Source organism: Mesorhizobium sp. M1409, from assembly GCF_040317535.1.
Classification (GTDB): domain Bacteria; phylum Pseudomonadota; class Alphaproteobacteria; order Rhizobiales; family Rhizobiaceae; genus Mesorhizobium.
This window is the reverse complement of record NZ_JAMYKV010000023.1, coordinates 40166-62557: the sequence shown is the minus strand read 5'-3', so window position 1 is coordinate 62557 and position 22392 is coordinate 40166. Positions and strand designations below refer to the sequence as shown.

The 22392-nt window shown below is 63.9% G+C and carries 16 protein-coding genes; 8 read left to right on the top strand and 8 right to left on the bottom strand.

Annotated elements, in window-relative coordinates; genetic code table 11:
- The first annotated feature begins 74 nt into the window (after positions 1 to 74).
- The 4 genes from NKG99_RS18805 (at position 75) to NKG99_RS18790 (ending at position 7519) form a co-directional block, all read left to right on the top strand.
- On the top strand, positions 75 to 4082 hold the full coding sequence (locus tag NKG99_RS18805) for a peptidoglycan-binding protein (RefSeq protein WP_352870184.1): 4008 nt from the start codon (positions 75 to 77) through the stop codon (positions 4080 to 4082).
- 192 nt (positions 4083 to 4274) lie between these two features.
- The gene (locus tag NKG99_RS18800; protein WP_352870183.1) at positions 4275 to 5198 is read left to right on the top strand and encodes a sulfite exporter TauE/SafE family protein; all 924 of its coding nucleotides are present in this window, start codon (positions 4275 to 4277) and stop codon (positions 5196 to 5198) included.
- A complete protein-coding gene (locus tag NKG99_RS18795) occupies positions 5198 to 5989 on the top strand; it encodes a TIGR02186 family protein (RefSeq protein ID WP_352870182.1) in 792 nt (263 codons plus the stop codon). Before NKG99_RS18800 ends, NKG99_RS18795 begins: the two co-directional genes overlap by 1 nt.
- A gap of 273 nt (positions 5990 to 6262) precedes the next feature.
- Positions 6263 to 7519, top strand: coding sequence for an Hsp70 family protein (locus tag NKG99_RS18790; protein WP_352870181.1), 1257 nt, complete (start codon positions 6263 to 6265; stop codon positions 7517 to 7519).
- Between the two features lie 8 nt (positions 7520 to 7527).
- Here the strand turns inward: NKG99_RS18790 and NKG99_RS18785 are convergent, their stop codons facing one another.
- Positions 7528 to 8421: a LysR substrate-binding domain-containing protein gene (locus NKG99_RS18785; RefSeq protein ID WP_352870180.1), complete on the bottom strand. Its 894-nt coding sequence runs from the start codon at positions 8419 to 8421 to the stop codon at positions 7528 to 7530.
- Positions 8422 to 8699: 278 nt separating this feature from the next.
- Here NKG99_RS18785 and NKG99_RS18780 point away from each other — a divergent pair, with 278 nt between their 5' ends.
- Genes NKG99_RS18780 through NKG99_RS18770 form a run of 3 tightly spaced genes read left to right on the top strand, consistent with a single transcriptional unit; the run spans position 8700 to position 13300 of the window.
- Positions 8700 to 11630 carry a molybdopterin oxidoreductase family protein gene (locus NKG99_RS18780; protein ID WP_352870179.1) on the top strand — a complete coding sequence of 977 codons (2931 nt, stop codon included), beginning with the start codon at positions 8700 to 8702 and terminating at the stop codon, positions 11628 to 11630.
- Complete coding sequence (locus NKG99_RS18775; RefSeq protein WP_352870178.1) at positions 11627 to 12361, top strand: 4Fe-4S dicluster domain-containing protein; 735 nt, start codon at positions 11627 to 11629, stop codon at positions 12359 to 12361. Before NKG99_RS18780 ends, NKG99_RS18775 begins: the two co-directional genes overlap by 4 nt.
- Positions 12362 to 12364: 3 nt before the next feature.
- Positions 12365 to 13300, top strand: coding sequence for a dimethyl sulfoxide reductase anchor subunit family protein (locus NKG99_RS18770; protein ID WP_352870177.1), 936 nt, complete (start codon positions 12365 to 12367; stop codon positions 13298 to 13300).
- A gap of 7 nt (positions 13301 to 13307) precedes the next feature.
- Here NKG99_RS18770 and pdeM read toward each other — a convergent pair whose 3' ends face one another.
- The 5 genes from pdeM to NKG99_RS18745 form a co-directional block, all read right to left on the bottom strand.
- Positions 13308 to 14024 carry a ligase-associated DNA damage response endonuclease PdeM gene (pdeM, locus tag NKG99_RS18765; RefSeq protein WP_352870176.1) on the bottom strand — a complete coding sequence of 239 codons (717 nt, stop codon included), beginning with the start codon at positions 14022 to 14024 and terminating at the stop codon, positions 13308 to 13310.
- Positions 14021 to 16570, bottom strand: a complete 2550-nt coding sequence (locus NKG99_RS18760; protein WP_352870175.1) for a ligase-associated DNA damage response DEXH box helicase — start codon at positions 16568 to 16570, stop codon at positions 14021 to 14023. Before NKG99_RS18760 ends, pdeM begins: the two co-directional genes overlap by 4 nt.
- Before the next feature lie 67 nt (positions 16571 to 16637).
- Positions 16638 to 17552, bottom strand: coding sequence for a C40 family peptidase (locus tag NKG99_RS18755; RefSeq protein ID WP_502910973.1), 915 nt, complete (start codon positions 17550 to 17552; stop codon positions 16638 to 16640).
- The gene (locus tag NKG99_RS18750) at positions 17515 to 17865 is read right to left on the bottom strand and encodes a MarR family winged helix-turn-helix transcriptional regulator (RefSeq protein WP_352870173.1); all 351 of its coding nucleotides are present in this window, start codon (positions 17863 to 17865) and stop codon (positions 17515 to 17517) included. Before NKG99_RS18750 ends, NKG99_RS18755 begins: the two co-directional genes overlap by 38 nt.
- Positions 17866 to 17923: 58 nt before the next feature.
- Entirely contained in the window at positions 17924 to 19288 is a 1365-nt protein-coding gene (locus NKG99_RS18745; protein ID WP_352870172.1) for a leucyl aminopeptidase family protein, read from the bottom strand.
- A 126-nt stretch (positions 19289 to 19414) separates the two neighbouring features.
- Here NKG99_RS18745 and NKG99_RS18740 point away from each other — a divergent pair, with 126 nt between their 5' ends.
- On the top strand, positions 19415 to 20236 hold the full coding sequence (locus NKG99_RS18740) for a tetratricopeptide repeat protein (protein ID WP_352870171.1): 822 nt from the start codon (positions 19415 to 19417) through the stop codon (positions 20234 to 20236).
- 89 nt (positions 20237 to 20325) lie between these two features.
- Here NKG99_RS18740 and NKG99_RS18735 read toward each other — a convergent pair whose 3' ends face one another.
- Both NKG99_RS18735 and NKG99_RS18730 read right to left on the bottom strand, forming a co-directional pair.
- A complete protein-coding gene (locus tag NKG99_RS18735; protein ID WP_352870170.1) occupies positions 20326 to 21345 on the bottom strand; it encodes a type II secretion system F family protein in 1020 nt (339 codons plus the stop codon).
- A gap of 9 nt (positions 21346 to 21354) precedes the next feature.
- A complete protein-coding gene (locus NKG99_RS18730; RefSeq protein WP_352870169.1) occupies positions 21355 to 22368 on the bottom strand; it encodes a type II secretion system F family protein in 1014 nt (337 codons plus the stop codon).
- Between the last annotated feature and the right edge of the window lie 24 nt (positions 22369 to 22392).

The window sequence follows — 22392 nt, the reverse complement described above, 5'->3', positions numbered from 1 at the left end:
GCCGGTCGCCTCGTTCCGACAGGGACTTGAGGGAACTGGCCGCGAGCCAGCCATTCTGAAAGACGGACGCACCTATGAACAGCAAGCGGTCCTATCTCGACACACTCAACGCCGGCAGGCAGCGCAGGCCGCAGACCACGCTTGAGCAGTTGAACCGGTCGCTGGAAACGCTGGAGCAGCGGCTGGAGCGGACGCGCGAGGACCCGATGGCACGTCCCGATCCCCGTCAATATGGCGCCGATGCACGTTATCCCGCCGCCCGACCCGCCAGCCAGCAGCGCTGGTATGAGGATCCGCAGGCCGCGCCGCGCCCGAAGACCCCGATGCAGGGAGCCGCCGCTTTCGGGCAGAATTACCAGGCCATTGCCCGCGACATCGATCGCGTGCGCGGTCAGGAAGACGGCGTTGCCATGGTTGGCAAGATCGCCGGCGAGTTGCGCGGCATGCGCGAGGAATTGCGCCACCAGATGACCGCCGGGCTGCAGCGTGAATTCGAAGCACTGCGCAAGGACATCGAGCGGGCTTTCCAGTCGGGCGCCAGGCCCGGCGCCTCGGCCAAGGGCAGCGCCGAACTCGGCCTTGAATTCGAACGGCTTTCCGGCGCCATCCAGACGCTGGCCGAAAAGAGCGGCGACAGAAGCGTCAACATGCTGCGACTCGAGCTCGAACAGGTCAAAGCCGCGATCGACACGCTGGCACGTGAAGAGAGCGTGCAGAAGGTCGACCGCCGCTGGGACGATTTCGATCGTCGCTGGACGGCTTTCGAGGACCGCGTCGACGCCGATCAGCGCAAGCGCTCGGACGATCCAGGCCTGTCGATGCTGACCGACCGGCTGGAGCAGATCAGCAACGCCGTCAACAACCTGCCGGAATCGCTGTCGCTACGCTCGCTGGAGGAAAAGGTGCGCACGCTTGCCGGCGCCGTCGATCACTTCGCCAGCCAGCAAGACAATCGCGGCAGCGACACGCTTGGCATGATCGACGAGCGGCTGGACGAGATTTCCCGCGCCATCGTTGCATCGACGGTCGCTGCGCAAGCCAATTCATTCGACCACGAGGCCTTCGAGCGCATCGAGAAGCGGATCGACTCGCTTGCCCGGCAGATCGAGGAAGTGGCGCAGGATCGGCCCGATAACGCGGTCATGGACCGGCTGAGCACCCTATCGAGCCGGGTCGACGAGCTCGCTGGCCGTGCCAATCTGCCCGAGCAGGCAATGGAGCGCCTAGCCAAGCAGATCGCACTCATCGCCGACAAGATCGACCAGGCGCCCGCCATGCCTGACGCCGACTACATCTTCCACGGGCTGGAGCAACGCTTCGACGTGCTGTCGGGCATGATGGAACGCCGACAGGGCGACGCCATCGAACAGGGCAACATGCTGTTTCGCGATCTCGAACGCCGGCTTGACGAGGTTGCCGACAGGCTTGACCAGCGGATGCCGCAAATCGATAGCGCCGGCATCATGGATGCCATCGATGCCCGCTTCACCGCGCTGGCCAAGCGCATGGAAACGCGTGTTCCCGATCCCACCGGCGAGGCGGCGATCCGCGGCCTGGAAAGCCGGCTCGAAGACATTTCAAGCCGGCTGGATGCGTCGGCCGCGCAGGTGGCCGGCATCGATCCGGCGCTGATCCGCAGCCTGGAGGCGCAGGTCGCCGGCCTGTCCGCCCATCTTTCCAGGCCCAGCACGCCGCTGCCGGAATTCGAGGACATCAGCCCGCGCCTCAACGAAATCGAGAAGTCGCTGGCCGGAACCCGTGATTCCATCCTCGGCGCGGCGCGCGAAGCGGCCGAGAACGCGGTGCGATCGCTGGCCGGTTCGAGTGCCAACACGACCGCCGTTTCCGGCCTTGCACAGGATTTGAAGACGCTTGAAACGCTGACGCGCCGCTCCGACGAGCGCAATTCGCGAACGTTCGAGGCCATCCACGACACGTTGCTCAAGATCGTCGACCGGCTGGGTTCGCTGGAACCCAGCGAGCCAATCGAGGCGATGAGCGAATTGCTGGATACGGCACCGGCCGAACCGAGCAACTGGCGCGGCGCCCGGCGACCCAAGATGGCCGTCGAGCCGCCGTCGATGGATATCGATCAGCCCTTGCCATTGACTGGGGACATGGCCGATCTCGATGGCCGCGCCGCCGCGATCCCCCGCAACGAGCCGGGCGCTCGCAGCGGCCTGGGCCTGGGCACTCGCACGCCCGCCGAGGCCGCCGCTGCTGCGGCCATGGCGGCGCTCGGCTCCGACCCGATTGCCGAGAAAAGCGAACAGGCGGGCGGCCGCAAATCAATGTTCGGCGGCCTGGCCCGCGCATTCAAGGGCAAGAAGGAGGCGGACATTCCGCCATTGGCCGGCTCGGCGCCGAGTGCCCCTGTACCGAGTGTCGATCTCGACGAGCCGCTCGATCCGAAAATGGCCAACCGGCCGCTGGAGCCCGGCTCCGGCGCACCTGACCTCAACGCCATCATGAAGCGTGTGCGCGACGAGCGCGGCCAGCCGGCCAAGCCCAGCGACACCGATGCCGCGAAATCGGATTTCATCGCCGCGGCCCGGCGCGCGGCGCAGGCAGCCGCCGCCGAGGCCGACGCGGTGAAGCGCCAGTCGACAATAACCGGACCGGTGAAGGCGCTGCGGATCGGCGAGCTGCTCAAGGCACGGCGCAAGCCGATCCTGATGGGGACAACCGCGATATTGCTGGCGCTGGGCGCCTTGCAACTGAGCAAGGCCTTCTTCGCCGATCCCGCCCAGGTGGCGAGCAACGACGTCGCGCCGATCGTCGCCTCGCAGCCGGTGAAAACCGCCTCATTCGACGCCGCTGGCCGGCCACGGACAGACGTTCAGCCCGCGGCAGTGGAAAGCGCGCCGGATCGTACCGTGAGACAGGCCGAGCCGTCCGAACCGGCAATCAATGACGACATGGCGGCGCAAGGCACGATGGCGACGCCGCCGGGCGCCGAGCCGTCGATGGATGCCGCGCCGGCAGCCGAGCCGGCTCCCGCCTCCGTCGCTTCGGCTACGCCCGCCGATGCCAACGCGGCGACGGCCGACACGACAGCTTCGACCGCGCCGGCCACGACTGCCCCGGGCCCCACTGTTTCAACCGCCACGGATACGAGCGATGCCGACACAAGCACCCAGCCGATGACGGCCCAGCCGGCCGCCGCCAAGGACACCACGGGCGCGGTTCCGCCAACGGATGCTTCGCCGGCGGCGACCACGGCCAAGATCGACATTCCCGCTGACGCCGGCCCGGTCGCCTTGCGCGATGCCGCCGCCAGTGGCGATGCCAAGGCGCTGTTCGAGATCGGCTCGCGCTATGCCGAGTCGCGCGGCGTCAAGGAAGACATGGCGGCAGCTGCCAAATGGTACGAGAAGTCGGCGGAACTCGGCTTCGCGCCGGCCGAATATCGCATTGGCAATTTCTACGAAAAGGGCATCGGTGTCGCGCGCGACATCAAGAAGGCGAAGACCTGGTACCAGCTTTCCGCCGAGCAGGGCAACGCCAGCGGCATGCACAATCTGGCCGTGCTGTTCGCCATGGCCGCGGACGGCGTGACCGACAATGAATCGGCGGCGCACTGGTTCCAGGCGGCGGCCGACGTCGGCGTCAAGGACAGCCAGTTCAATCTCGGCATCCTCACCGCCAAGGGCGTCGGCATGAAGCAGAACCTCGAAGAGTCCTACAAATGGTTCGCGCTCGTCGCCAAGACCGGCGACAAGGATGCGGCGGCCAAGCGTGACGAGATCGCCAATGCGCTGCGGCCCGAGCAGCTCGAACGCGCCCGCGCCGCAGTCGAACTGTGGAAGCCCAAGCCGCTGGACGCGGCGGCCAATTCGGCCGACGTTCCCGAATCCTGGCAGGACGGCGCACCGCAGACGACGGCCAGTATCGACATGAAGAAGGCCGTCCAGAACATCCAGCGCATTCTCAACAAGAATGGCTACGATGCCGGCGGCACCGACGGCAAGATGGGCCAGAAGACGAAGACCGCGATCATGGCTTTCCAGACCGACAACAAGATGCCGGCGACCGGCGAGGTCGATGAAGAACTGGTCAAGGCGCTGCTGGCGCGCAAATAACGGCAGAGGCGTCGCTTCCACGACGCCCTTGCCACACATTTGCCTGTTAACTGATTGAGATGTTTTTTGTTTCGGCGGCGTAGCGTGGTTTGACTTCGCGGCACCTCCGGCGCAAGAACGAATTGGCTTGTCGGGCCAAGATGCCCGCAACGGTTGCATTCACCGACAGGCAGAACTGATCGAGACTGACGGGTGGGCATCTATCTCCCGATCGCGGAAATTTCCGTCAACGTCTTCGTCCTGCTGGCCATGGGTGCGGCGGTGGGTTTCCTGTCGGGCATGTTCGGCGTCGGCGGCGGCTTCCTCATCACGCCGCTGCTGATCTTCTACAACATACCTCCCGCGATCGCGGTCGCCACCGGCGCCAACCAGGTCATCGCCTCCTCCGTCTCCGGCGTCCTTTCGCACATGAAGCGGGGGACGCTCGACTTCAAGCTCGGTGGCGTGCTGCTGGCCGGCGGCATCATCGGTTCCACCGGCGGCATCTACGTCTTCGCCTTCCTGCGCCGCCTCGGCCAGCTCGATCTGTTCATCTCGCTGCTTTACGTCGTGCTGCTCGGCACCGTCGGCGGCCTGATGCTGGTCGAAAGCGTCAATGCGCTACGCGCCACGCGCAGCGGCGCGGCACCGGTGCTGAAGAAATCCGGACAGCACAACTGGATCCATCGCTTGCCGTTGAAGATGCGCTTCAGGGCATCAAAACTGTTCGTCAGCGTCATCCCGGTGCTTGGCCTTGGCGCCGGCATTGGCTTCCTATCGTCGATCATGGGCGTCGGCGGCGGCTTCATCATGGTGCCGGCGCTGATCTACCTCCTGAAAGTGCCGACCAATGTCGTCATCGGCACCTCGCTGTTCCAGATCATCTTCACCTCCGCCTACACGACGCTCGTCCATGCCACCACCAACCAGACGGTCGACGTCGTGCTGGCCTTCCTGCTGATGGCGGGCGGCGTCGCCGGCGCGCAATATGGCGCCAAGGCCGGCCAGAGGCTGCGCGGCGAGCAGCTCAGGGCCTTGCTGGCGCTGCTGGTGCTGGCGGTGGCGATACGATTGGCCATCGATCTTTTCGTCACCCCGCCCAATCTCTATTCGCTGTCCGCCACGGGCCTCAACTGATGAGGGCTCCGAACGCGTTCGCAACCGCCATTTTCCTGTCTTTGCTTGCGGCCACCATGCCGGCGAAGGCACAGATCCCGCTGACGGAAGGCATTCAGATCGGGCTCTCCACCGACAATGTCTCGATCACCGCCGGCTTTTCCGGCGCCGACCTGACCATCTTCGGTTCGCTGGAAAATCCCGATCCATTCGTCGCGCGCCAGGGCCGTTACGATGTCATCGTCGTGCTCGAAGGTCCGCCCAAACCGGTGGTGGTGCGCCGCAAGGACCGAGTGCTCGGCGTCTGGGTCAATCTGGACTCCGAGACCTTCGAGAACGTCCCGATGTCCTATTCGGTGGCGACGACGCGACCGCTGCAGGACATCACCGAACCCAACAGCTACAAGCAGCTGTCGCTCGGCGCCTCCAACCTCTACATGCAGCCCGCCGATGCCGGCGACAGCCCGGCGACGATCGAGGAATTCACCGCTGCATTGCGGGAGCGCAAGTCGGCGACCGGCCTCTACAGCGAGAATGTCGGCGGCGTGCAATTCCTGTCGCAGAACCTGTTTCGCGCCACCGTCAGGCTGGCGCCGAATGTTCCGGTCGGCACCCACAAGGCGCGCGCCTTCCTGTTCAAGAGCGGCCTGTTCATCAAGGAAAGCTCGGCGCAGCTCGAAATCCGCAAATCCGGTTTCGAACAGTCGATCTTCCGTGTCGCGCACAATTATTCCTTCCTCTATGGCGTCTTCGCCATATCGCTGGCCATGCTGACAGGCTGGCTCGGAAGGCTGATCTTCCGGCGAGACTAATGCAATGTCGCCCAAAAGTGGCCCCGGTTTTGGGAAAACGACATGCATCGAGTCAAAAACCTAAAGCGCGTCGCCTGAATCCGTTCAAACACGACGCGCTTTAGAACTTTTCCCGAAAAGTGGTTTCCCTTTGTGGGAGCATGCGGTAGACCGCGCTCCCCAGCCAACTGGCAGACACAAACAATTCGGTTCGGCAGAGCAGCCTGTCCCCGGGCAGCGCGCGATTTCTCATGGCGCCTATCGGCTCGCCGACGACAAATACAGGAACTTGTCATGCGACCAGCCTTCGGCGGCATCGACTTCGGCACTTCCAATTCCACCGTCGGTGTGGTCCGGAACGGGCAGCCGCGCCTCGTCGTGCTTGAAGACGGTCAGGTCACGCTGCCCAGTGCCGTGTTCTTCAACTTCGAGGACAACCGCACCTGTTTCGGCCGCCAGGCCATCGCCAACTACACCGACAGCATCGAGGGCCGGCTGATGCGTTCGCTGAAGAGCGTGCTCGGCAGTTCGCTTGCCCATGAAAAGACACGCATCAAATCGCGGTCGATTGGCTTCATGGAGATCGTCGGCATGTTCCTCGGCCATCTCAAGAAGAAGCTGGAGGTAGATGCCGGCGACATGGTCGAGACCGTGGTGCTTGGCCGGCCGGTGCAGTTCGTCGACGACGATACCGAGGCCGATGCGAAGGCGCAAAGCGAACTCGAAAACGCCGCGCGCGCCCAGGGCTTCAAGCACATCGCTTTCCAGTTCGAGCCGATCGCGGCGGCGCTCGACTACGAACAGAAGGTGACGCGCGAGGAACTGGCGCTGATCATCGACATGGGCGGCGGCACGTCGGACTTCTCGATCGTGCGCGTTTCACCGCAGCGTTCCCGTTCGCTCGACCGCAAGGACGACATCCTGGCCAGCCGGGGCGTCCATATCGGCGGCACGGATTTCGACCGGCTGCTGAGCATCGCCCATGTGATGCCGCAGCTTGGCTACCTGACGCCAACCAAGGATGGCAAGCGCAATCTGCCGGCAAGCTACTTCATCGACCTCGCGACATGGCAGCGCATCAACCTGGTCTACACCGCCAAGGCGATGACGCATCTGCGCCAGATCCGCTACGAGGCCGAGCGCGCCGACCTTGTCGACCGTTTCATCCACATCGTCGAACACCGCTACGGACATGCGCTGGCGGCACTTGTCGAAAAGGCCAAGATCGAGCTGACCGACAGCTCGTCCGCCCATGTGGCAGTGAAGCTACCGGGCGCCGAGTTCGCCGCCGAAATCACGCGCGGTGGGCTGGATGCCACGATTGCCAGGGACATCGAGCGGGTCACCGCAACGGTGGGGCAGACCATCCAGGACGCCCAGGTCAGGCCGCTCGACATCACTGCGGTGTTCCTGACCGGCGGATCGACCGCGATCCCGCTGGCAAGGCGAGAGATCCTGTCGCTGGTGCCGCAGGCATCCGTCATCGAAGGCGACATGTTCGGCTCGGTCGGACTTGGCCTGGCGCTGGATGCGCAGCGAAAATACGGCTGACGCGCGTCTCACCCATGGTCTGCTGACGTACCCAGATGCGCCTTGAGCGCCATCTGGGCCAGGCTTGCCTGGCGATCGCGATGGGTGATCATGGCGAAGTCGCGTTTCGGCAAGTCGAGCGGCACGGACCTGAGACTGCCTTCGGCCACGGCGCGGGCCACGACAAGCTCCGAAATGATGGTGGCGCCGGCTCCCGCCTCGACCGCCTGGCGGATAGCCTCATTGCTCGGCAGCACCAGGAATATCTGGAGGTCGGCTAGCGAAATTCCTTCGCGGCGCGCCAGATCCTCCAGCACTTCGCGCGTGCCCGAACCGCCCTCGCGGATGATCCAGCGCAGGCCCTTGATGTCAGGATGGCCGGGCGTAACTTCGGCGATCTCCGGATGCGAGCTGGCAACGACCAGCATCAGCCTGTCGATGTCGACCTTGGCGCGGCGCAGGATGTCGGACTCGGTGCGCCCCTCGACCAGACCGAGATCGGCCGCGCCATCGAGGACATTGGCCTCGACCTGCCTGGTGTTGCCGATGCTGACGCTCAGCCTGACGGCGGGATAGGCTTCGTGGAAGGAAGCCAGCCGGCGCGGCAGCCAGTAGCTGGCGATGGTCTGGCTGGCGGCGATCGAGAGGCTGCCGGTGACCGTCTGCGAGACATGTTCCAGCACATTGCGGGCGGCGGCGGCCCGTTCGAGCACGGCCTTGGCCTCCGGCAGGAACCGGTGACCGGTCTGGGCGAGCTCGATGTTGCGGCCGACCCGGTTGAACAGATGGACGCCGTGCTGTTCTTCAAGCGCCCGGATGGCCGCCGATGCGGCCGACTGCGAAATGCCCAGCAGTTCCGCCGCCCTGGTCATATGGCCGCGCTCGGCGACGGCGACGAAAATCCGCAATTGGTCCAGGGTCATGGGCGCATTAAGAAACAATATCGATCGAATTTACAAGAACAATTGATTAGACAGATCGATATCTTTATTCTAAGTTTTGCCGCGAAGTTAGAAAAAACTCGCCGGGAGATCGCAGAGAGCAGAATGATCGGGCGGTTCAGATCCCTGCTTGCGCATTGGACCCGCGGCATAAGGCGGCGGCTGGCCGGCGATCGATATCATCCGGAAGAGCACTACATGCGCGGCCCCGGACCGAAGACACGGGCCAAATCCGTTGGCCGCACGGGCATCCCCGGATCATGATGCAGGGACCGCCTCGCGGCGCGAATTCGGCACCATCGCAACGCCCGCTTGCCGACACCCGCGCACCGGATGAAGGCGATGGCGTCGACACCTCGCCTGCCGTTTCCGACAGCATCGCCAAGACGACCTGCTACATGTGCGCCTGCCGCTGCGGCATCGATGTCCACATCAAGGATGGCAAGGTCCGCTACATCAACGGCAACAAGGACCATCCGGTCAATCGCGGCGTGATCTGCGGCAAGGGCAGCGCCGGCATCATGCAGCACTACAGCCCGGCAAGGCTGAAGAAGCCATTGCTGCGCACCGGCCCGCGCGGCTCTGGCGAGTTCCGCGAGATCGAGTGGGAAGAGGCGTTTTCGATCGCTACCGAGCGGCTCTCCAACATCCGTCGGACCGACCCCAAGAAACTGGCCTTCTTCACCGGCCGCGATCAATCCCAATCCTTGACCGGCTGGTGGGCGAGCCGGTTCGGCACGCCGAATTTCGCCGCCCATGGCGGCTTCTGTTCGGTCAACATGGCGGCCGGCGGCCTCTACACGATCGGCGGCTCGTTCTGGGAATTCGGCGAACCGGACTGGGACAACGCTAAGTACTTCATGCTGTTCGGGGTCGCCGAGGACCACGATTCCAACCCGATCAAGATCGGTCTCGGCAAGCTCAAGGCGCGCGGCGCCAAAGTCGTCTCGATCAATCCGTGCCGCACCGGCTACAATGCGATCGCCGACGACTGGATCGGTATCCGGCCCGGCACCGACGGCCTGTTCGTATTCGCCCTCATCCACGAATTGCTCAGGGCGGGCCGCGTCGATCTCGACTACTTGATCCGCTACACCAACGCTCACGTCCTCGTCATTCAGGAGCCGGAAGCGGCCGATGACGGGCTGTTCGTCCGTGACGGCGATGGCAATCCGTTGGCCTGGGACAGGGTGGCGAAGACACCGGTCAGCGCCACCGATGCCACTGCGAGACCCGCGCTGACCGGCAACTTCACGATCGGCGGACGCCGCTGCGTTCCGGTGTTCCAGTTGCTGGCCGACCGCTACCTTGATGAGAGCTATGCACCGGACGCGGTCGCCGAGCGCTGCGGCATTGCCGCCGATACGATCCGCAGGATCGCCGCCGAACTCGCCCATGTCGCCTTCGAACAGACGATCGAATTGCCTATCGCCTGGACCGACTGGGCCGGGCGCAGGCACGAGACGATCAAGGGGCGGCCTGTCTCGATGCACGCCATGCGCGGCATCTCCGCCCACTCGAACGGTTTTCATACATGCCGCGCCATCCATTTGCTTCAGGTGCTGCTGGGCACCGTGGATGTGCCGGGCGGCTTCCGCTTCAAGCCGCCCTATCCCCGATCCGCGCCGCCCGAACCGAAACCGGCCGGCAAGACCATCAAGCCGATGACGCCGCTCGACGGCATGCCACTCGGTTTCGTCTGCGGGCCGGACGACCTGCTGGTCGATGCGGCCGGAACACCGACCCGTATCGACAAGGCCTATTCGTGGGATGCGCCGCTGGCCGCGCATGGCCTGATGCACACCGTCATCCGCAACGCCTGGGCCGGCGATCCCTACAGGATCGACACGCTGATGATGTACATGTCGAACATGGCGTGGAATTCCTCGATGAATACCGTCGAGACCATGGCAATGCTGACCGACTATGATGACGAGGGCAACTACAAGATCCCGTTCATCATCTATTCCGATGCCTATTATTCCGAGACCGTGCCGTTCGCCGACCTCGTGCTGCCGGACACGACCTATCTTGAGCGGCATGACTGCATCAGCCTGCTCGACCGGCCGATCAGCCATGCCGACGGGCCGGGGGACGCCATTCGTCATCCTGTTGTCGAGCCGGACCGTGATGTCCGGCCGTTCCAGTCGGTGCTGATCGAACTCGGCGCGCGGCTCGGCCTGCCCGGCTTCGTCAACGACGATGGCTCGGCCAAGTATGGCGACTACGCCGACTACATCGTCAACCATGAGCGCACGCCCGGCATCGGCCCGCTCGCCGGCTGGCGTGGCAAGGATGGAACCTCGACCGGCAGGGGCGAGGCCAATCCGGACCAGTTGCAACGCTACATCGACAATGGCGGCTTCTGGCATCACGATTTCGCGGATGACCAGCGTTACTACAAGATGTCCAACCGCTCCTATCTCGATTTCGCGGTGCAGATGGGCTTCATCCCCAAGGCGGAGCCGATCGTCTTCCAGCTCTATTGCGAGCCGATGCAACGCTTCCGGCTGGCCGCGCGCGGTCATGGCCGCGTCTTGCCACCGGAGGGCGATCGCCAACGCATCGAGACCTACATGGACCCGCTGCCGTTCTGGTACATGCCCTTCGAGGAAGCGGTCGTCGGCCTCGAAAATTATCCGCTGCATGCACTGACGCAGCGGCCGATGCACATGTACCATTCCTGGGGATCGCAGAATGCGTGGCTGCGGCAGATCACCAGCCAGAACCGGCTGTTCGTGCATCACCGGACGGCAGCAGATCTAGGCCTTGTCGATGACGACTGGGTGTGGATCGAGAGCATCAATGGCAGGGTTAAGGGACAGATCAAGCTGATCGACGGAGTGAACGAAAGCACGGTCTGGACCTGGAACGCCATCGGCAAGCGGCGCGGCAGCTGGGGGCTGAAGGACGACGCGGCTGAATCCAATCGCGGCTTCCTGCTCAACCATATCATCGGCGACCAGACCTCGGCCGACGCCAACGGCAAGCGCTATTCGAATTCCGATCCGGTCACCGGCCAGGCGGCATGGTTCGATCTGCGCGTGCGCGTCGTCAAATGCGCGGCGGAAGAGGCCGGCTTCACCGAGCCGCAATTCGAGCGTTTCCAGCAGCCACCGCATTTCGAACCCTCGCCCGACAAGCTGACTTTCGGCGCTGAGTTCCGCAGGGCGAGAGAGGCGGCCGAATGACCTGCCTGCCAAGTCAAAGCGGCAAGAAACTAGGGCTGATCATCGATCTCGACACCTGCGTCGGCTGCCAGGCCTGCGTCACCGCCTGCAAGGAATGGAACACCGGCGGCCACATGGCGCCGCTGACCGACATCGACCCTTATGGGGGCCATGTCGACGGCGTCTGGTTCAACCGCGTGCACAGCTACGAACACACGACCGAGATGGGCGGGCGCACCGTCAACTTTCCCCGCTCCTGCCTGCATTGCGAGACGCCGGCCTGCGTCACCGTCTGCCCGACCGGCGCCTCCTACAAGCGGGCTTCGGACGGCATCGTGCTGATCGACGAGGACAAGTGCATCGGCTGCAAATTGTGTAGCTGGGCCTGTCCTTACGGCGCACGCGAATTCGACACCGATGTCGGCGTCATGAAGAAGTGCACGCTGTGCGTCGACCGGATCTACAATGACAATCTGGCCGAAGAAGACCGCGTGCCGGCCTGCGTCGCCGCTTGCCCGACCAGCGCCCGGCATTTCGGCGACCTAGGCGATCCCCTGTCAGCTGTCTCGCAACTGGTGGCGGAGCGCGGCGGTGTCGACCTGATGCCGGAGCTCGGCTATCACCCGACCAACAAATACCTGCCGCCGCGCGCCCATACCAAGCGCGCCGCATCGGTGGCCGCGCCGGCCCTCGAACCGGTGCGGGCCGAAGGCGGTTTCCTCGGCTGGGTCGACCGCATGCTTTCGAACTAGCCCATGCATCCAGCCTTCTCCGTCGTCTTCTTCACCACCGCCACCGGTGCCGGCTATGGATTGCTGGCGCTGCTTGGCGTGCTCGCCGGGCAGGGATTTGTCCCACCTGACTTCTGGCTTGGGCTTGTTGGCCTTGGGCTGGCACTCGGCTTGATCGCGGCCGGATTGTTGTCTTCGGCGGGTCATCTCGGCAGGCCCGAGCGCGCCTGGCGGGCGTTCTCGCAATGGCGCAGTTCATGGCTGTCGCGTGAAGGCGTCGCCTCGGTCATCACCTTCATCCCGGCGGGACTGTTCGGCATCGGTTGGGTATTTTTTGGCCGCACCAGTGGCTGGGTGGCCATTGCTGGACTACTGGCCGCGTGCGGCGCGGTTGTCACCGTCTGCACCACAGGCATGATCTATGCCTCGCTGAAACCGATCGCCCAGTGGCACAGCCGCTACACGTTGCCGGCTTACCTGATCTTTTCGGCGATGACCGGCAGCGTGCTGCTGAACGCGCTGCTACAGGGATTTGCTCTCGGCTCGAAAACGATCCTGGTGGCTTGCGTGCTTCTGACCTTGCTCGGCTGGGGCTGGAAGCTGGCGACCTGGCGCTACAACGACCGGCTGGAAATCCCGACCACCGCCAACACCGCAACCGGGCTGGCCGGCGGCACGGTGCGCTCGCTGGAATGGCCGCATACAGAGGAAAACTACCTGCTCAAGGAAATGGGCTTTCGCATCGCGCGCAAGCACGGCGCGCGGCTGCGTCAGATCACGCAGGCTTTGGCCTTCGCCTTGCCCCTCCTGCTGTTCGCCGCTACTTTCGCCCTGCCCTGGCCCTTCGCAGCGGCGCTATCGGTGCTCGCCGCGATCGTGCAGTTCGCCGGCATGCTGGTCGAACGCTGGCTGTTCTTCGCCGAGGCGAAGCACACCGTCACGCTCTATTACGGCAGATAGGGCTGTTTCAGCCGGGCCTGAGCATCGAGTGCGAGATGGCGAAGATACGGCCCGTGCCAAGCATATAGGCCATCAGCGTGTCCAGGCGGAACAGTCCGGCATAGGCGCGGTCGAGCACGTTGAGCGAGCCGGTATAGGCGCCGAAGGCCGGCATGATCATGCGGCCACCGTCGCCGGCAAAGCAGCGCCGACGCACCGAGCGGCCCTGCTGCACGATGCGGGCGCAGGGATGCAGGTGGCCCGCTATTTCGCCCTCGACGCGCACCTTCGACGGCTCGTGCCGGAACAGCAGCGAGCCAATGGCGAGTTCCCGCACTGTTTCGCCGGGCAGGTCGGCGGGTGCTTCCGGATCGTGATTGCCGGCAACCCAGAACCAGTCGCGGCCTGCCATCAGCGCCTCCAGCCGTTCACGGAAGCTCGCATGCATGCGTTCGGCGCCACCGGCATCGTGGAAGCTATCGCCCAGGCTGATGACGATGGATGGCTGATAGTCTGATATCACCGCCTGCAGTCTGAGCAGGGTTGCGCCGGTGTCATAGGGCGGGATCAGCGTGCCGCGCCTTGCAAGCGACGAACCCTTTTCCAGATGCAGATCGGACACGGCCAGAAGCCGCAGATCCGGAAAATAGAGCACGCCACGCGGGTCGCATACCGCGCGCTCGCCGGCGATGCCGACAAGGTCGGCCTCGGCTATCAGCGATACGCGCGCCAGCGAAAAATTCATTCCTCACGCATTCCCGGCCCCATCGCCTCCTCGACCAGTGTAGCCGCATCCATCAGCAGCGTTTCATCGGCCTCACCGTTCACCGGCATCTTGCCGATCTCGAGCATAATCGGCACGGCGAGCGGCGATATCTGTTCGAGCGCCTTATGCACGATTCGACCCTGGATGCGCGAGAGCATGTCGCCAAGTCTGCTGACATCGAGCAGACCGGTCGCCGCGTCGGCACGCGTCGCCTGCAGCAGGATGTGGTCGGGCTCGTGGCTGCGCAGCACATCGTAGATCAGATCGGTCGAGACGGTGACCTGGCGGCCGCTTTTCTGCTGGCCTGGATGACGTTTTTCGATCAGTCCCGAGATCAGCGCGCAGTTGCGGAATGTGCGCTTGAGGAGCCAACTGTCGGCCAGCCAGGCTTCGAGGTCGTCGCCCAGCATGTCCTGGTCGAAAAGCGCACTAAGCGAAGGCCTCCTGGCTTTGAACATCGCGCCCATATCGCCCAATGACCATATGGCCAATGCATAGTCGGTGGCGACGAAGCCAAGCGGCCTGGCTCCCGCCCTATCCAAGCGGCGGGTGAGCAGCATGCCGAGCGTCTGGTGCGCCAGCCGGCCTTCGAACGGATAGGCCACCAGATAGTGGCGGTTGCCGCGCGGAAAGGTCTCGATCAACAGGTCGTCGCGTTTCGGCAGTACCGATTTGTCGGCCTGGAATCGCAGCCAATCAGCCACCTGCTCCGGCAGCTTCTTCCATCGCTGCGGGTCGTCCAGCATGATGCGGACTTGTTCAGCGAGATAGGTCGAAAGCGGAAACTTGCCGCCGCCATAATAAGGCACCTTGGCATCGCTGCCAGGCGCGTTCGACACGAAGCACTCATTCTCGCGAATGCCTTCGAAGCGCAACACCTTGCCGGCAAACATGAATGTATCGCCATGCGTCAGCGTTTCGAGGAAGGCTTCCTCGATCTTGCCGAGAACCCGGCCGCCGCGCGAAGCCGCGCCTCTGCTGCCAGCCTGCACATAGCGCACATTGAGCGCCGGCACTTCGATGATGGTGCCGACATTCAATCTGTATTGCTGGGCAACGCGGGGATTGGACACCCGCCACAACCCGTCCTTGTTCAGCCGGATGCGGGCGTATCGCTCATAGTTCTTGAGCGCATAGCCGCCAGTGGCGACGAAATCGACAACGCGGTCGAATGTCGACCGATCGAGACTTGCATAGGGCGCAGCCGTGCGCACCTCCTCGAACAGATCATCGGCACGAAACGGCGCACCGCATGCGCAGCCCAGCACATGCTGGGCCAGCACATCGAGCCCACCATCGATCAATGGCGGCGTGTCCTGCGCGCCGAGATAATTGGCGTCGAGGGCCGCCCGGCATTCCAGCACCTCGAAACGGTTGGCCGGGATGAGGATCGCCTTGGATGGCTCGTCCATGCGGTGATTGGCACGGCCGATGCGCTGCGCCAGCCGACTCGCACCCTTCGGTGCACCGACATGGACGACCAGGTCGACATCGCCCCAGTCGATGCCGAGATCGAGTGTCGACGTCGCGACGATGGCACGCAGTGCGTTGTCTCCCATCGCCTTCTCGACGCGCCGGCGCTGGGCGACGTCGAGCGAGCCGTGATGCAGTGCGATCGGCAAGGTGTCCTCGTTGACCCGCCACAATTCCTGGAACAGCAGCTCCGCCTGGCTGCGGGTGTTGACGAACAGCAAGGTCGTCCTGTGGCGCTTGATCTCGCGGTAGATCTCCGGCGTGGCGTAGCGTGCTGAATGTCCTGCCCACGGCACGCGCTCTTCCGAATCGAGGATGGAGATCTCGGGCTTCGCACCGCCGGTGACGACGATCAATTCGGCCATCCCCGGGCTCGTCGAATCTTTGGGCGGATTCTGGCTGACCAGCCAGCGCCGCAACTCGTCCGGCTCGGCCACCGTCGCGGACAACCCGATCGTTTGCAGGCCAGGGACAAAGCCGCGCAACCGCGCCAGGCCGAGCGCCAGCAGATGTCCACGTTTCGACGTGACCAGTGAATGCAACTCGTCGAGCACGACGTAGCGCAGGTCCTCGAAAAAGCGTCTCGCATCGCCTGCTGCAATCAGCAACGCCAGTTGCTCGGGCGTGGTCAGCAGAATATCGGGCGGGACCAGCTTCTGGCGCTGGCGCTTGTGGGCGGGCGTGTCGCCGGTGCGCGTCTCGATGGTGACAGGCAGACCAATTTCTTCCACCGGCTTGCCGAGATTGCGCTCGATGTCGACGGCCAGTGCCTTCAGCGGCGAGATGTAGAGCGTGTGAATGCCGCGCTGCGCCTGGCCAGGTTTCCTCTTAGGCCGGTTGGCCAATTCGGTCAGCGAGGGCATAAACCCGGCCAGCGTCTTGCCGGCGCCGGTCGGCGCGATCAGCAGGACCGATTGCCCCGCTTGAGCCTTCGCCAACAACTCGATCTGATGAGCGCGCGGCGACCAGCCTTTCTCGCCAAACCATCGGATGAATGGTTCGGGCAGGGCCACGGTGGCATTCTGTTCGGCAAGGCGCGGCTGCTCTGTCACCCGCCAGAGGTAGCGCGACGGCAGTCAATCGCCAAGAAGAATCGGAACAAAAGGGGATCGTTCTTTCCTACGGCCGCCGAAACCCCGTCGGGTCGCCATAGAGGTAGCCGATGCGGGCGACGGCATCCTTCAGCCCTTCGCGCGACACCAGCATGGTGTGGCCGTTGGCATGGATCATGGTGTCGGCGTCGGTCATGACGGCGACATGGCCCTTCCAGAACACCAGATCGCCGCGCCGCAACCCTGAGAAATCAGGTCCCGGTTCCAGCGGCTCACCGAGCGTCGCCGCCTGCATGTCGGTATCGCGCAGCACGTTCCTGCCGGCCATGCGCATCGCCAGTTGCACCAGGCCCGAACAATCGATGCCGAAGCCGGAAGCGCCGCCCCAGAGATAGGGTGTGCCGAGAAACATCTCAGCCACCGAAACATAATCGGTGGCCACATCACCGAGAGGCCGCAGATGACCCGCGATGATCGCCTCGCCGGAGGGCAGGACGGCATAGGGCGTGCCGCGCGTCTCGGCCGCATCCGTCACTGTCACCGTCGATCCAATCGACAATTGTCCTGAGATCGGAAACCGCAGATCGGGTCCAGGATAAAGAAAAGTGCGTGGTGCCGAGACGATGTGCGTGGGCGCATGGTCCCGCCCGCCCAGCATGGTATCGGCGACATAGCCGACATAGCCGTCGCGTTCGCCCTGGATCCAGGCCCAGCCCTCAGTGACCTCGAAGACGAGGACATCATCGCCGAACAGGGCTTGCGTGTTGACGCCGGCATCCGGCCGCGGCGCCTTGCGGATATCGGCCACGGACGCGGTGATCCGCGCTGGTCGGCCAGCGACGAAGCGGTCGGCGGCGACCTCGCCCTTCAGCCGTGCATCGGCAAGGTCGGAACGGAAAGCGTGAAGGCGGGCATCCCTGGCAGTCAAATCGGCAACTCTGAAATTAGATGGGTAACTCGTGGGCCTTGGCGATGATACCATCGCCGAAGCGCTCGACAAAGAGCGCGCCCTCGACCGTGCGCCTGATCAGAACATTGCGCTTGTCGAGCTCATCGCGATGCCGCGACACCAGTTTCAATGCACCCATCGTGTCGAGCGCGCGGGTGATCACCGGCTTGGTGACGTTGAGGCGGGCGGCTAGCCCGCGCACGGTATGTGGCGGCGGGTCAAGATAGATTGTGAACAGGATCGCGGTCTGGCGCATGGTCAGATCAGGCGCATTGTCGCGCACCTGCGACAGCATCACTTGCTGCCACAGTCGCAAGGCCTGGCTCGGGCGCATCGCAATCGACATCGCGCCAGCATGACGGCAAATTGTTTCGGTTCCGTTTCAGTCGCTAACCTTCTTGTTGCTAGCCAAAGCGTTTCGAAATGATCCGCTCCAGCGCGCGGATGCCTTGCGCTTCGCCGCCGGCGGGGCCATGCGGGCGGTCGGCGGGGTTCCAGGCGAAGATGTCGAAATGCGCCCAGCCCGCGGTCTTTTCGACAAAGCGCTTCAGGAACAGTGCCGCCGTGATCGAGCCGGCGAAACCGTCCGTGGTAACATTGTTGATGTCGGCGATCTTCGACGACAGTTTGGCATCGTAAGGCCGCCACAACGGCATGCGCCACAGCGGGTCCTCTGCCGCGACGGAAGCCTCAGCGAGATCGGATGCCAACACTTCGTCGCCGGTATAGAACGGCGGAAGATCGGGGCCCAGCGCGACGCGGGCAGCCCCGGTCAGCGTCGCCATGTCGACCAGAAGCCCCGGCTCCTCCTCGTCGGCCAGCGCCAGCGCATCGGCCAGCACCAGCCTTCCCTCGGCATCCGTGTTGCCGATCTCGACAGTGATGCCCTTGCGGCTCGTCAGTACGTCGCCAGGCCGGAAGGCGTTGCCGGCAATCGAATTCTCGACCGCGGGAATGAGCACGCGCAGCCGCACATTCAGCCCGGCAGCCATGATCATCGAGGCCAGGCCGAGCACGTTGGCGGCACCGCCCATGTCCTTCTTCATCAACAGCATGCCGGACGACGGCTTGATATCGAGACCGCCAGTGTCGAAACAGACACCCTTGCCGACCAGCGTCACCTTCGGCGCGCCTTGCTGCCCCCAATGCATGTCGATCAGGCGCGGCGCGGCGGTCGACGCGCGGCCGACGGCATGGATCATCGGGAAGTTCTGCTCGAGGAGATCGTCACCCGTGACCACCGAGACTTTGGCCTTGTGGCTGCCGGCCAGGGTCCGCACCGCCTTCTCCAAGTCTTCCGGGTCCATATCGCTGGTCGGCGTGTTGACCAGATCGCGTGCCAGGAAAACGCCATCGGCGATGCGGCGAACCCGCCCGGCATCGACTCCGGCAGGCAGGCCGAAGCGCAGCGCCTTGCCGGGTTTCTTGCCATAACGGGTGAAGACATAGCCGCCGAGCACCAGCGCGGTTGCCGCGAGTTCCGGCTCGACCGGCATCGAGGCGAAATGCCAGTCGCCTTCCGGCAAGGCTTTCGACAATGCGCCGAGGGCGAGCGTGCCTTCGCCATCGCCGATACCGAACAAGGCGCCGCCGAGCGCTCCGTTTTCGCCAGGCACGACCAGCGTCCTGCCTGCCTCGCCGGAAAAGCCGTTGGCTCTGGCCCAGGCGATAGCGGCTGGCGCAAGACCGGCCGCGTCCAGGCCGTCCCTGGCGACCAGATGAACCGGCAGTGCGCCCGGCAATTTCTTCTCGACGAGTTCGACAGGCATTCGATGGTCTCCGTGCGGCGGGCGCCTGAGTCGGCGTTCTTAACTGTCCGTTAGGGTTAACAGAATATTTCTGCGGGAGGGAAGACGGCCACGCAATGGCCGCGCATGAATGGAGGCCCGGTGCCGATGCCGACCAACCGCACGATCAACGCCAGGGGAAAACGGCTCATCACCACGGCCCTTATGCTGGCGCTCGCGGCGGGCGTCGCCGGTTGCGGAACCGACAAGCTCTCCACCGGCTCTATCGGACGCACCGGCGGCAAACCTCTGGAAACCATGTCGGCCGCAGAACTGCACAATGCCACCGGCGCACTTGGCCAATCTTACGCCAGGAACCCCAACGACAAGCGGATAGCGACAAATTATGCGGCGGCACTGCAGATGGATGGCGACGCCGACCAGTCGCTCGCCGTGATGCGCAAGCTGGCGATCGCTCTGCCGAAGGATCGTGACGTGCTTGCCGCCTATGGCAAGGCGCTGGCGGCCAATGGCCAGTTCGAGGCGGCACTCGACGCCGTACGCCGCGCTCAAACGCCGGAATATCCCGACTGGAGGCTGGTGTCGGCCGAAGCGGCCATTCTCGATCAGACCGGCCAGAAGGCCGATGCGCGCCAGCTGTACCGCAAGGCGCTCGAACTCAAGCCGAACGAGCCTTCGGTGCTCTCCAACCTTGGCATGTCCTATGTGCTGGAAGGGGACCTGCGCACCGCCGAAACCTATATGCGCTCGGCCGCGCAGCAGCCGAATGCGGACAGCCGGGTCCGCCAGAACCTAGCGCTGGTCGTCGGGCTGCAGGGCCGTTTCGACGAGGCCGAGAAGATTGCCTCACAGGAACTCTCGCCTGAACAGGCGCAGGCAAACGTCGCCTATCTCAGGCAGATGCTGGCGCAGCAGAATGCCTGGAGCCAGCTCAAGGATCAGGACAAGTCAAAGCCCGCGACCAACTGAGACGACAATCTGCCAGGGCCTTCAAATGAAGAAGCCGCGCTGCATCCAGCGCGGCTTCTTCACGTGTCGTACTGGGATTTGCCGCGCCGCTACTGGGCTGCTGCCGGCGCCGAATGATCTCCGAAGATACCGCGCTGACTGACCTGAATGCCGGCGGGGCCCAGAATGATGGCGAAAAGCACAGGCAGGAAAAACAGGATCATCGGCACGGTGAGCTTTGGCGGCAAGGCGGCGGCCTTCTTCTCGGCCGCGTTCATGCGCATGTCACGACTTTCGGCGGCAAGCACGCGCAGTGCATGCGCCACCGGCGTGCCGTAACGCTCGGCCTGGACGAGTGCCTGCGACACCGCCTTGACCGAATCCAGTCCGGTGCGGCTTGCCAGGTTCTCGTAGGCTTGCTTGCGCTCCGGCAGATAGGAAAGCTCGGCATTGGTGAGGATGAATTCTTCCGCCAGCGCCACCGATTGCGCGCCGATCTCGTCGGCGACCTTGCGCAGCGCTGCTTCCACCGACATGCCCGATTCGACGCAGATCAGCATCAGATCGAGCCCATCCGGCCACGCCATCTGGATCGACTGCTTGCGCTTGGTGGCGCGGTTGTTGACATAGACGACCGGTGCGTAGAAGCCGCCATAAGCAACGAGGATGCAAACGAACAGCCTGATGACCAATGGCTTGTCGGGCAATCCTCCGAGCACGAAGATGTAGATTGTGGCCAGCGCGAAGCCGACAAAGGGAAGCACGAGACGGAAGAAAAGAAACCGCGTCAGCGGATTCTGGCCACGAAATCCAGCCACTTTGAGTTTCTGCAACGTGCCCTCGTCGGCGAGCGCGCGCCTCAGATCCAACCGGTCGACGATGTTGCGCATGCCAACAGACTGTTCCTCGCGCAGACCCTTGCGACGGCGATCCGCCTCGACGGCAAGCCGGGCGCGCTGTTTGGCTCGCAGTTCGTCGCGTTCCAGGGCAACGCTTTTCATGCGAGACTTGAGCTGGTTTCCGCCAAACGCCGGCAGCAAGGTGAAGACGGTCGCAAACACCGCTATTCCGACCAGCAGCGCGATCAGGAAGCTCGGATCCGTCAGGGTTTTGATGACTTGCTCGGTCATGCCAGCATCCTAGACTTCGAAGTTCATCATCTTGCGCATCACCAGGATGCCGATCGACATCCAGACCGCGGCGCAACCAAGGATCAGATTTCCGACGCTGGTGTTGAAAAGCGGCATCAGGTAGGCCGGGCTCGACAGGTAGACGAGAAAGGCGACGACGAAGGGCAGCGCACCGATGATCGCGGCGGACGCCTTCGCTTCCATCGACAGCGCCTGGACCTTGGCTTTCATCTTCTTGCGATCGCGAAGCACACGCGAAAGATTGCCCAGCGCCTCGGAGAGATTGCCGCCGGCTTGCGACTGAATCTGGATGACGATGCCGAAGAAGCTTGCCTCAGTGCAAGGCATGGTTTCGGGCATGCGCAATGTTGCGTCGGGGATCGAGAGGCCCATCTGCTGTGAATCGACGATGCGACGAAACTCGGCCTTCACAGGCTCGGGCGATTCGTTGGCGATCAGGCGCACGGCATCGTTCAGCGGCAGGCCGGATTTGACCGCGCGCACGATGATGTCGAGCGCGTTTGGAAATTCGTTGAGGAATGCCTTGACCCGGCGGGCGCGACGAAACGAGACGAACCAGCGCGGCAGGCCCAGCCCCCCAGCAACCAGCACTCCCGGCAAGGCGAGCATCGGCGCTCCGGCCACAAAGGCGGCCATCGTCAAAACGACGCCGCATACTGCGGAATATATGTAGAAGCGCTCTACGGTCGCCTTCAGGCCGGCCTGACGGAGTTGGGCTTTCAGCGGCGGTTTCTTGACGGCGCTGTCCTTGGTCCTCTGCTTTGCGTCGAGCTCGTTGAGCGAATCCTGAACCGATTTGCGTCGCTTGGTGGCTTCCGCCGCGCGATCGCGCGAGGCCTTGACGACCGAGCGATCCGTCTCGGCGGTCCTGATCGTTTCGAGCCGCTTGCCGACCTGTTTCTCGTTGCTGATCCGAGTGAACAGAAATGCATAGGCGACGGCGCCGGCGCTGAAGCCGGCGAGTACGATAAACGCCAGTACTGTACCGTCAATTCCAAACATTGGCCCGAACCCTTACGCCCCAGG

What these genes read in the sequence shown, in the direction of transcription:
- NKG99_RS18735 (WP_352870170.1), bottom strand. Translation starts at nt 21,345, where the DNA reads ATGACCGAGCAAGTCATCAAAACCCTGACGGATCCGAGCTTCCTGATC.
- NKG99_RS18805 (WP_352870184.1), top strand. Translation starts at nt 75, where the DNA reads ATGAACAGCAAGCGGTCCTATCTCGACACACTCAACGCCGGCAGGCAG.
- NKG99_RS18790 (WP_352870181.1), top strand. Translation starts at nt 6,263, where the DNA reads ATGCGACCAGCCTTCGGCGGCATCGACTTCGGCACTTCCAATTCCACC.
- NKG99_RS18730 (WP_352870169.1), bottom strand. Translation starts at nt 22,368, where the DNA reads ATGTTTGGAATTGACGGTACAGTACTGGCGTTTATCGTACTCGCCGGC.
- NKG99_RS18755 (WP_502910973.1), bottom strand. Translation starts at nt 17,552, where the DNA reads ATGGTATCATCGCCAAGGCCCACGAGTTACCCATCTAATTTCAGAGTT.
- NKG99_RS18750 (WP_352870173.1), bottom strand. Translation starts at nt 17,865, where the DNA reads ATGTCGATTGCGATGCGCCCGAGCCAGGCCTTGCGACTGTGGCAGCAA.
- NKG99_RS18785 (WP_352870180.1), bottom strand. Translation starts at nt 8,421, where the DNA reads ATGACCCTGGACCAATTGCGGATTTTCGTCGCCGTCGCCGAGCGCGGC.
- NKG99_RS18795 (WP_352870182.1), top strand. Translation starts at nt 5,198, where the DNA reads ATGAGGGCTCCGAACGCGTTCGCAACCGCCATTTTCCTGTCTTTGCTT.
- NKG99_RS18775 (WP_352870178.1), top strand. Translation starts at nt 11,627, where the DNA reads ATGACCTGCCTGCCAAGTCAAAGCGGCAAGAAACTAGGGCTGATCATC.
- pdeM (WP_352870176.1), bottom strand. Translation starts at nt 14,024, where the DNA reads ATGAATTTTTCGCTGGCGCGCGTATCGCTGATAGCCGAGGCCGACCTT.
- NKG99_RS18780 (WP_352870179.1), top strand. Translation starts at nt 8,700, where the DNA reads ATGATGCAGGGACCGCCTCGCGGCGCGAATTCGGCACCATCGCAACGC.
- NKG99_RS18770 (WP_352870177.1), top strand. Translation starts at nt 12,365, where the DNA reads ATGCATCCAGCCTTCTCCGTCGTCTTCTTCACCACCGCCACCGGTGCC.
- NKG99_RS18745 (WP_352870172.1), bottom strand. Translation starts at nt 19,288, where the DNA reads ATGCCTGTCGAACTCGTCGAGAAGAAATTGCCGGGCGCACTGCCGGTT.
- NKG99_RS18740 (WP_352870171.1), top strand. Translation starts at nt 19,415, where the DNA reads ATGCCGACCAACCGCACGATCAACGCCAGGGGAAAACGGCTCATCACC.